Annotated in this window: 8 protein-coding genes and 1 pseudogene; all 9 read right to left on the bottom strand. The window is 68.5% G+C overall.

Going from position 1 to position 9,759, the window contains the following annotated elements; translation table 11 throughout:
- Positions 1–271: 271 nt before the first annotated feature.
- Positions 272–802, bottom strand: a complete 531-nt coding sequence (locus ACR2JA_RS00265) for a MarR family winged helix-turn-helix transcriptional regulator (protein ID WP_434007136.1) — start codon at positions 800–802, stop codon at positions 272–274.
- Positions 803–856: 54 nt separating this feature from the next.
- On the bottom strand, positions 857–2,569 hold the full coding sequence (locus tag ACR2JA_RS00260) for an acyl-CoA dehydrogenase family protein (protein ID WP_434007135.1): 1,713 nt from the start codon (positions 2,567–2,569) through the stop codon (positions 857–859).
- Between the two features lie 70 nt (positions 2,570–2,639).
- Positions 2,640–3,374: an ABC transporter ATP-binding protein gene (locus tag ACR2JA_RS00255; RefSeq protein ID WP_434007134.1), complete on the bottom strand. Its 735-nt coding sequence runs from the start codon at positions 3,372–3,374 to the stop codon at positions 2,640–2,642.
- 134 nt (positions 3,375–3,508) lie between these two features.
- Positions 3,509–5,275 carry a branched-chain amino acid ABC transporter ATP-binding protein/permease gene (locus ACR2JA_RS00250; RefSeq protein WP_434007133.1) on the bottom strand — a complete coding sequence of 589 codons (1,767 nt, stop codon included), beginning with the start codon at positions 5,273–5,275 and terminating at the stop codon, positions 3,509–3,511.
- A gap of 155 nt (positions 5,276–5,430) precedes the next feature.
- Positions 5,431–6,468 (bottom strand): branched-chain amino acid ABC transporter permease, encoded by a 1,038-nt coding sequence (locus tag ACR2JA_RS00245; RefSeq protein ID WP_434007132.1) that lies wholly within the window; start codon positions 6,466–6,468, stop codon positions 5,431–5,433.
- 137 nt (positions 6,469–6,605) lie between these two features.
- Positions 6,606–7,739 (bottom strand): ABC transporter substrate-binding protein, encoded by a 1,134-nt coding sequence (locus ACR2JA_RS00240; RefSeq protein WP_434007131.1) that lies wholly within the window; start codon positions 7,737–7,739, stop codon positions 6,606–6,608.
- Positions 7,740–7,792: 53 nt separating this feature from the next.
- Positions 7,793–8,212, bottom strand: coding sequence for an acyl-CoA thioesterase (locus tag ACR2JA_RS00235; RefSeq protein WP_434007130.1), 420 nt, complete (start codon positions 8,210–8,212; stop codon positions 7,793–7,795).
- A 111-nt stretch (positions 8,213–8,323) separates the two neighbouring features.
- Positions 8,324–9,088, bottom strand: coding sequence for an SDR family NAD(P)-dependent oxidoreductase (locus ACR2JA_RS00230; RefSeq protein ID WP_434007129.1), 765 nt, complete (start codon positions 9,086–9,088; stop codon positions 8,324–8,326).
- A gap of 20 nt (positions 9,089–9,108) precedes the next feature.
- Positions 9,109–9,759 (bottom strand): annotated as a pseudogene (locus ACR2JA_RS00225) (acetyl-CoA C-acyltransferase); the annotation flags it as partial.

Here is a 9,759-nt window from a genome sequence, read left to right as displayed (position 1 = left end):
GCTGATCCGGCTTGGGGCGGCCCTGCGCCGGATCGCTGTGCCCCCACGCTCCGCCGCTGCGCGGGTCGCTGCCCCCCATGGGGGCTGGGCCTGCCTTGGGGCGGCCCGGCGGCTGGCCCGTCCTGCGCCCCCACGCTCCACCGCTGCGCGGGTCGCTGCCCCAGGACCGGGGAGGGCCCCGGGCGTTACCGGGTCTGGGGGCTGATCCGGCTTGGGGCGGCCCGGCGCCGGATCGCTGGTGCCCCCACGCCCCGCCGCTGGGCGGGGTGCTTCAGCGCGTGTACACCTTGCGCAGCAGCGACTTGAGGGTGTCGAGCTCGTCGGCGCTCAGGCGGCTGGCCACGTCGCTTTCCAGCCGGGTGGCGGTGGCCTGGGCGCTTTTCTGCAGCTTCTTGCCGGCGGGCGAGAGGTGCAGGCCCTGCGCGCGGCGGTCGGTGGGGTGCGGCCGGCGCTCGATCAGGCCACGCTTGTCCAGGCTCTTGATCATGCCCACCAGGTTGGGCGGCAGGATGTCCAGCGCCGCACACAGCTGGCGCGAGGTGATGCCCGGGTTGTGCGCGATGAGCGTGAGCACCGAAAAGTCCACCGGCCGCAGGCCGAACGGCGCCATGCGCTGCAGGAACACGCCGATGACGGCCAGCGCCGCGCGCCGGGCGTTGTAGCCCAGCAGGGTTTCCAGGTAGCTGGCGTCGATGCCGCTGTCGGTCTCGGGTGCAGCGTCCGGTGGTGCGGCCGCGGCCACCGCGGTCTTGCGCGGTGCGCGCGGGCGGCGCAGGGTGTTGGCGACGGTCGTTTCAGGCATGGAGGCCAAGGATAACGGTTGCGCTGCGGGCTCAGGGTGCTCGGTGCGCTGGCGTCAGGCCCGCGCCAGGCTGTCTTCCATCATGCTCAGGCGCATGCCGAATTCGGGCCAGACCCAGCGCCAGAAGCCGGTCTGCGCGGTCTGCCAGCGGGCGGCGTCGGCCCCCGGCGCGGCGCCGATGCGCGCCCAGGCCCAGGCCATGAGCAGCATGGCCACGGCGCGCAGGAAGTCGTCTGCCAGCCAGTGGGGCAGGTCGGCGGGTGCGTCTTTCGACGTGGCGCGCGGCAGCAACTGCCCACGCATGAAACCCGCGAAGCGCTCCAGTTCGGCCTGGACGCGCACCGACTGCGGATCGTCGCCCAGTTCGGCACCGAGCTCGGCCAGCAGCGTCAGCAGTGCGGCGCCACCGTCCGGCAGGGTCTTGCGCAGCAGCAGGTCAATGGCCTGGATCTCGTTGGTGCCTTCGTAGATCATGGCCACGCGCGCGTCGCGCACGATCTGTTCGATACCCCATTCGCGCACGAAGCCGTGGCCGCCGAAGACCTGCAGGCAGGCGCTGGCGCCGTGGAAGGCCTGGTCGGTCCAGGCGGACTTGAGCACCGGCGTGACCAGCGAGCACCAGCGGCTGGCCAGGTCGCGGCGCGCCGCGTCGCCGTGGTGTTTGAGGATGTCGAGTTCCAGCGCGGTGCGGTAGGCGACCACACGGCCGGCGTCCACCCAGGCGCGTTGCGCGTCGAGGATGCGGCGCATGGCCGGGTGCTGCTCGATCAGGTCGGCTTCACCTGCTTTGGCCGAGCCGCCGGGCGCGCGCATCTGGCGCCGCTCTTTCGAATAGGCGTCGGCCTTTTGCCAGGCCGCGTCCAGCAGGCCCACGCCCTGCAAACCCACGTGCAGGCGGGCGGCGTTCATCATCACGAACATGGCGTTCAAGCCCTTGCCCGGTTCGCCCACGATCCAGGCCGCGGCCTCGTCGAAGCGCATCACGCAGGTGGGGCTGCCGTGCAGGCCCATCTTTTCCTCGATGCGTTCGCAGACCACGGCGCTGCGCGTGCCGTCTTCGTAGAACTTGGGCACCAGGAACAGCGACAGGCCTTTGGGGCCGGGCGGGCTGTCGGGCAGGCGCGCGAGCACGAGGTGCACGATGTTGTCGGTCAGGTCGTGTTCGCCGCCGGAGATGAAGATCTTGGTGCCGCTCAGGGCGTAGCAGCCGTCGGCCAGTGGCACGGCCTTGGTGCGGCACAGGCCCAGGTCCGAGCCCGCGTGCGGCTCGGTCAGGCACATGGTGGCCAGCCATTCGCCGGTGGCCACCTTCTCCAGGTAGCGCGCTTTCAGCTCGGGCGAGGCGTGGTGCTTGATGCACTCGTACGCGCCGTGCAGCAGACCGGGCGCCATGGTCCAGCCGTGGTTGGCGGCGCTCAGGTTCTCGTACAGCATGGCCTCCAGCGCGGCCGGCAGGCCCTGGCCGCCGTCCTCGGTGGCGCAGGCCAGCGAGGGCCAGCCGGCCTGCCAGAAGGCCTGGTAGGCGTCTCGGAAGCCGGGGGGCATGGTGACGGCGCCGTCTTTCCACTGCGCGCCCACCTCGTCGCCTTCGCGGTTCATCGGCGCGATCACCTCACCCACGAACTTGCCGGCCTCGTCGGTCACCTGCACCAGCAGATCGCCATCGAAGTCGGCGTAGGCGGGCAGGGCAGCGAGCTGCTGCGGCGCCTGCAGCACGTTCTGCAGGATGAAGCGTTGTTCGGCGGGCTGGGGCTGGTAGGCGTTCATGGTTCTGGTCGGGGGTGGGTCAACGTGAGCGGGTGAAGGGTGCGGCCTGGTCTTCGTCGGCGCCGCCCGATCAGGCGGCCTGCTTGGCCGTGCCGAGGTAGGTTTCGATCACCCGCGGGTCGGTGGCCAGTTCTCTGGCCACGCCCTGCGCGCTGATCTCGCCCATTTCCAGCACGTAGCCGTGGTCGGCCACCTGCAGGGCCGCGCGGGCGTTCTGCTCCACCAGCACGATGGTCACGCCGGTTTTTCGCAGCGATTCGATGATCGAGAAGATCTCGCGCACGATCAGCGGCGCCAGGCCCAGGCTGGGCTCGTCGAGCATCAGCAGGGTGGGGCGCCCCATCAAAGCACGGCCCACGGCCAGCATCTGGCGTTCGCCGCCCGAGAGCGTGCCGGCCAGCTGCTGGCGGCGTTCCTTGAGTCGGGGGAAGGTCTCGAACACGTCGGCCAGGCGGTCGCGCCACTGCGCGTTGCCCAGGCGCATCTGGCGGTAACCGCCCAGCAGCAGGTTGTCTTCGACCGACATGCTGCCGAACAGCTCGCGCTTCTCGGGCACCAGGGCCATGCCCTGCATCACGCGTTCTTCGAGCGTGAGCGAGGTGATGTCCTGCCCGTTGAAATGGATGCTGCCTTTGCCCGGCAGGATGCCCATCAACGTGTTGAGCAGCGTCGACTTGCCGGCGCCGTTGGGGCCGATGACGGTGATGACGCTGCCCTTGTCGGCGTGCAGGCTCAGGCCGTGCAGCACCTCGGCGCGGCCGTAGCCGGCGCGCAGGTCGCTGATTTGCAGGAGGGGTGTGCTCATCTCAAAACTCCATCGAGGTCGCTCGTTGCGACGCATGAAAGGACCGGGCCAAGGGCACCGCCGGGCCGGCTGTGCCGGATGGCCAGCGCCGCCCCCTGGGGGGTGATGCCGAAGGCGGTGCAGGGGGGTGCCATCTAGTGTTCGCTGCCGAGGTACGCAGCGCGCACCAGGGGGTCTTGCTGCACATGCTCGGGTGTGCCCTGGGTGAGCAGGGTGCCGAACTCCATCACCACCAGGTGGTCGCAGATCTGCATCACCAGATCCATGTCGTGCTCCACCAGCAGGATGCTCATGCCCTCGGACTTGAGCTGGCGCAGCACGTCGGCCAGGCCCTGCTTTTCCTTGTGGCGCAGGCCGGCGGCGGGCTCGTCCAGCAGCAGCAGGGCCGGGTCGGCGCACAGGGCACGCGCGATCTCCATCAGCCGCTGCGGCCCCATGGCCAGGTTGCCGGCCTGCTCGTGCAGGTACTCGCCCATGCCGATGCGTTCGAGCTGGCGCTGCGCTTCCTTGAACAGGCGCTGTTCTTCGGCCCGGTTGCTGCGCAGCATGGCCGAGAGCACGCCCTTGTGGCCGCGGGTGTGGGCACCCAGGGCGACGTTTTCCAGCACCGTCATGTCGGGGATCATCTTGACGTGCTGGAAGGTGCGCGCCATGCCTTTGCGCGAAATCTCCCGCGAGGACAGGCCGCTGATGGTCTCGCCGCGGAACTTGACCGAGCCACTGGTGAGCGACAGCACGCCGGTCACCAGGTTGAAGGTGGTGGACTTGCCGGCGCCGTTGGGGCCGATCAGGCCGACGATCTGGCCCGCCTTGATCTGGAAGCCGATGTCGTTCACCGCGGTCAGGCCGCCGAACTGCTTGCGGATCTTGTCCACGTCCAGCACCAGATCGCCATGGGCCGGTTTGTCGCGGGCGGGCAGGGCGGGCGCGTCGGCCCAGTCCAGCTTGCGCCGGGGGGCGGGCAGCTTCTTGCCCACCACCGACCACAGGCCGTCGGGCAGGTACTTGAGCACCAGCACCATCAGCACGCCGAACACGATCACCTCGTAGCTGCCGCTGGTGCCGATCAGCTTGGGCAACAGCACCTGGAGCTGGTCGTCCATGATCTTGATGAGACCCGCGCCGACCAGGGCGCCCCAGACGTGGCCGACGCCGCCGATCACCGTCATGAACAGGTACTCGATGCCCATCTTCAGGCCGAAGGCCGAGGGGTTGACCGTGCGCTGGAAGTGCGCCAGCAGCCATCCCGCGACCGAGGCCAGCACGGCCGCCAGCACGAAGATCGTGACCTTGTAACGGAAGGTGCTGATGCCCATGGCCTCGGCCATCTGCGAACCGCCCTTGAGCGCGCGGATGGCGCGGCCGGCGCGCGAATCGAGCAGGTGCAGCAGGCCGATGGCCGCGGCAATGAGCAGGCCCCAGGTGAGCACGAAGAAGGCGCGGCCCTGGCCGATGTCGAAGCTGCCGACAGACAGGCTCTTGAGGCCCAGCATGCCGTCGTACTTGCCCAGCGCGTCGAGGTTGCCCATCAGGTAGTACAGCGACAGGCCCCAGGCGATGGTGGCCAGCGGCAGGTAGTGCCCCGACATGCGCAGCGTGATCACGCCGACCACCAGCGCGCTGGCGGCCGTCAGGCCCATGCCGATGAACAGCGTGATCCAGGGCGAGACGTCCATGTTCAGCGTCAGCCAGGCGGTGGTGTAGGCGCCGATGCCCACGAAGGCCGCCTGGCCGAACGAGGTCAGGCCGCCGACGCCGGTCAGCAGCACCAGCCCCAGGCAGGTGATGGCGTACAGGCCGATGTAGTTGAGCTGGGTGATCCAGAAATCGGGCAGCGGCAGCACCGCGATCAGCGGCACGGCAGCGATGAGGGCCAGCAGGCCGGTTTTGCGGATGTTCATGTCAATGGTTCACGAAGCAGATCGGTGGCCGAAAGCTGTCAAGCGATGGAGGTTCAACCAGTGCTCCCGTGCAACCGGCTTTGCCGGGGCACAGGGAGCGTCCCCCTCCCGCAGGAGAGGGGGAAGACGCGAAGCGGCGCAGGGGGTGCATGGTTTCATTCCTCGTCGGAGTGGCTGCTGCCCAGCGAGCGAAACAGAAGAACAGGCAGGATCAGCGTGAACACGATGACCTCCTTGAAGGCGCTGGCCCAGAACGAGCCGAACGACTCCCCCAGACCGACGAACAGCGCGCCCAGCAAGGCACCGGGGTAGCTCGACAGGCCGGCGACCACGGCCGCCACAAAGCCCTTGAGGCCGATCAGGAAGCCCGAGTCGTAGAACACGGTGGTGGTCGGGCCGATCAGCAGGCCCGAGAGCGCACCGATGAAGGCGGCCATGGTGAAGGTCAGCTGACCCGAGGCGTGGGTGGAGATGCCCATCAGGCGCGCGCCGGTGCGGTTGACCGCGGTGGCCCGCAGCGCCTTGCCGCGCATCGAGCGTTCGAAATACAGGTAGAGCATCACGATCAGCGCCAGCGAGCACAGCCCGATGACGATGGTCTGGCCGGACAGGGCGACCGGGCCGAGTTCCAGCCGGTAGTCCCAGAACGGCGGGTTGCGGAAGCCTTCGGCGCCGAAGAACAGCAGGCCCAGGCCGGTCATGGCGAAGTGCACGCCGACGGAGACGATCAGCAGCACCAGCGGCGTCGCGCTTTCCAGCGACTGGTAGGCCACGCGGTAGACCAGCGGACCGAAGGCGGTGACGATGGCCAGGCTCAGCGCGGCCTGCGCCCACATCGGGAACTGTTGCGGCGCGGCCCAGATGCTCACCAGCGCCACCACCACCGGCAGCACCAGCGTCTTGGCGGCCGAGCGCAGCGCGCGCAGCACCTGCCCATGGTGGCGCCAGCGTTCGACCAGCTCCATCAGCGCCGCCACCACCGCGAGGATCAGCAGCAGCCACACGGTGCCCGGCGTCTTGCCGGTCTGCAGCATGGCCAGGGTGAGCGCGCCATAGGCGACGAACTCGCCTTGCGGAATGAAGATGACCCGGGTGACGGTGAACACCAGCACCGTGGCCAGGCCCAGCAAGGCGTAGACGGCACCGTTGGTCAGGCCGTCCAGCGCAAGGATGCTGGCAATTGAAAAGTCCATACAAAACCTTCAACGAGAGAGAGAAGGGCTGTTCCAGCCAGAGACACCGAGGAACCGGCTTCGCCGGGCCTCAGGTGTCGCCCCCTTCCCGCCGAAGGCGAGAGAGGGGGGAGGCGCCGAAGGCGACGCGGGGGGTGTCAGTCAGCCTTGAACTTGCCGTCCACGACCTTCAGCATCACGCCGGTTTCCAGCGTGTAGCCCCAATGGTCGGCGGCCGTCCAGTTCATCACGCCGTGCGAGAACACGGTGCGGCCCATGGTTTCCATGGCATCGCGCAGGGCGGCACGGAACTCGGGCGTGCCGGGCTTGGCCTTCTTCAGCGCCACCGGCACGACCTTTTCCAGCACGATCTGGGCGTCGTAGGCGTGGCCGGCGAACTGGTTGCGCGAGTTCGGGCCGTAGGCCTTCTCGTACTTCTGCACGAAGTCGATCGCGACCGGCTTGGACGGGTGCTTGTCGGGCAGCTGTTCAGCGATCACGGCCGGGCCGGAGACCACCAGCGTGCCTTCAACGGCCTTGCCACCGACGCGCATCAGGTCTTGTGTGGCCGCGGCGTGCGTCTGGTAGATCTTGCCCTTGAAGCCGCGGTCGACGATGGCCATCTGGGGCATCGCGGCGCCGGAGCCCGAGGCCACGATCAGCACCGCGTCGGGGTTGGCGGAGGTGATCTTCAGGGCCTGCGGCGTCACGCTGGTGTCGGTGCGGGCGAAGCGCTCGGTGGCGACGATCTTGATGCCGGCCTTGTCCAGCTGGGGCGTGATTTCCTTGAGCCACTGTTCGCCGTAGGCGTCGGTGTAGCCCAGGAAGCCGATGGTCTTGATGCCCTTTTCCTTCATGTCCTCCACCACGGCGTGGCCCATGACGGTGTTGGACTGGGGCAGGCGGAACAGCCACTTGTCCTTGCCGGCGGGCACGCCCACCGGCGAACCGGCCAGCTGCACCGTGCCGGCTTCGCTGGCGATGTCGGTCATGGCGGCGGCGACGGCGGTGATGCAGGAGCCGATGATCATGTCGACCTTGTCTTCGGTGACGAAGCGGCGTGCGTTGGCGGCGCCCTTGCCCGGGTCGGTCGCGTCGTCCAGCACGATCAGGTTGACCTTCTCGCCGGCGATGGTCTTGGGGAACAGCTTGAACTGGTTCTGCATCGGGATGCCCAGGCCGGAGCCGGGGCCGGTCAGGGCGAGGCTGACGCCGATGTTGATGTCGGCTTGTGCGGCGCCGGCGGAGAGCAGGGTCACGGCGGCGGCGACCAGGGTCTTGATGGCTTTCATGGGATGTCTCCTAGGGGTGGAACAGGAACAGGGAACGGGAAAAGGGGATGGGCTCAGGAACACTTGGCCACGATGTCGGCCGGGATCGGGATCGCCTTGATGCGGTCCGGGTTCTGCGGGTCGCGCATGCAGAAGGCACGGGTCTCCTCGCCTTCGCACAGCACCGTGTCGCCGCGCTTGACGATGTGTTTGTGGATCAGCACCTTCTCGCGCCATTCGGTGACGCTGGTGTGGATCTGCAGGCGTTCGCCGTAGGTGGCGGGATTCATGATCTTGGTGTGGATCTCCAGCAGCGGCGTGCGGATGATCCCGGTGGTCTTGACCAGCTCGCGCCAGGGCGGCACGCCGCACTGCACGAAGAAGTTCAGCGACGACGCGTCCATCCACTTCGAGAAATTGGGAAAGAAGACGATGCCGGCGGGATCGCAATCGCCGAACATCACTTCCACCTCATACACAACAGTTTTTGACATAACAACAAAGATTCGAACGAAGGGTCTGAGCCAGGGCGCCGTGGAACCGGCTTGGCCGGGTCGCCAGCGCCGCCCCCTGGGGGGAGACGCCGCAGGCGGCGCAGGGGGTACTCACCTCGGGGCCATGCGCAGGGCGCCGTCCAGGCGGATCACCTCGCCGTTGAGGTGGCCGTTGCTCACGATATGGGCCGCCAGTTCGGCGAATTCTTCGGGCTTGCCCAGGCGGTTCGGGAACGGGATGCTCTTGGCCAGCGATTCCTGCACCGGCTCGGGCAGTTCCTTCATCAGCGGCGTGGCGAACAGGCCGGGGGCGATGGAGCAGACGCGGATGCCGTGCTGCGCCAGGTCGCGTGCCATCGGCAGCGTCATGCCGGCCACGCCGGCCTTGGACGCGCTGTAGGCCTGCTGGCCGACCTGGCCGTCGAAGGCGGCCACGCTGGCGGTGAACACCATCACGCCGCGCTCGCCGTCTTCCATTGGGTCGAGCTTGGCGCAGGCGGCGGCGAACAGACGCGCCGCGTTGTAGGTGCCGATCAGGTTGACGTTGATCACGCGGGCAAAGTCGGCCAGTGGGGCGGCGTTGCCGTCCTTGCCGACCACGCGCTTGGCGCTGCCGATGCCGGCGATCTGCATCAGGATGCGCGCCGGTCCGTGGGCCGCGGCGGCGGCCTCGACGGCGGCTTGCATGCTGTCCGGATCGGACACGTTGCACTGCACCGCCACGCCGCCGATGTCCTGGGCGACGCGTTGTGCGTTTTCGATGTTGAGGTCGAGCACCGCGACCTTGGCGCCCAGGCGGGCCAGTTCGCGGGCTGTGGCTTCGCCGAGGCCGGAGCCTCCACCGGTGACGAGGGCGGCGTGTCCTTGGATGTTCATGTGTGTGTCCTTGTGTGGGGTCAGATCGAGGTGTTTTCGATGAGCAGCGCAATGCCCTGTCCACCGCCCACGCAGGCGCTGGAGATGCCGTAGCGCTGGCCGCTGCGCTGCAGTTCGCGCGCCAGCGTCAGCGTCAGGCGCACGCCGGTGGCGGCCAGCGGGTGACCCAGGGCGATGGCGCCACCGTTGACGTTCAGCCTGGACAGGTCCAGGCCCAGTTCGCGGCCCACGGCCAGCGTCTGTGCGCCCTGGGCTTCGTTGATTTCGAAGCGGGCGATGTCGTCCAGCTTCAGACCGGTGCGCTCCAGCAGCAGGCGGATGGCGGGCGCCGGGCCGATGCCCATGATCTCGGGCGGCACGCCCACAGCGGCAGCGGCCACCACGCGGGCCAGCGGGCGCTTGCCCTGCGCCTTGGCGTAGGCGCCAGAGGCGACCACACAGGCCGCGGCCGCATCGACCAGCGCCGAGCTGTTGCCACCGGTCTGCACACCGCCGTCGTACACGGCCTTGAGCTTGGCCAGCACCTCGGGCGGCGACAGGCGCGGGTGGGTGTCGGTCGCCACCTCGGTGGTTTTGCCCTGCAGCTTGATGCCGCGAGCCTTGTAGCCGTCCAGCTCGAATTTTTCGGTGATCACCGGCACGATCTCGCCGGCCAGGAAGCCGCTTTCCTG

The organism is Hydrogenophaga sp., from assembly GCF_051007235.1.
In the GTDB taxonomy this organism is placed as follows: Bacteria; Pseudomonadota; Gammaproteobacteria; order Burkholderiales; family Burkholderiaceae_C; genus Hydrogenophaga.
Note: the sequence above shows the minus strand (reverse complement) of the source record. Positions and strands in the feature narration are given on the sequence as shown.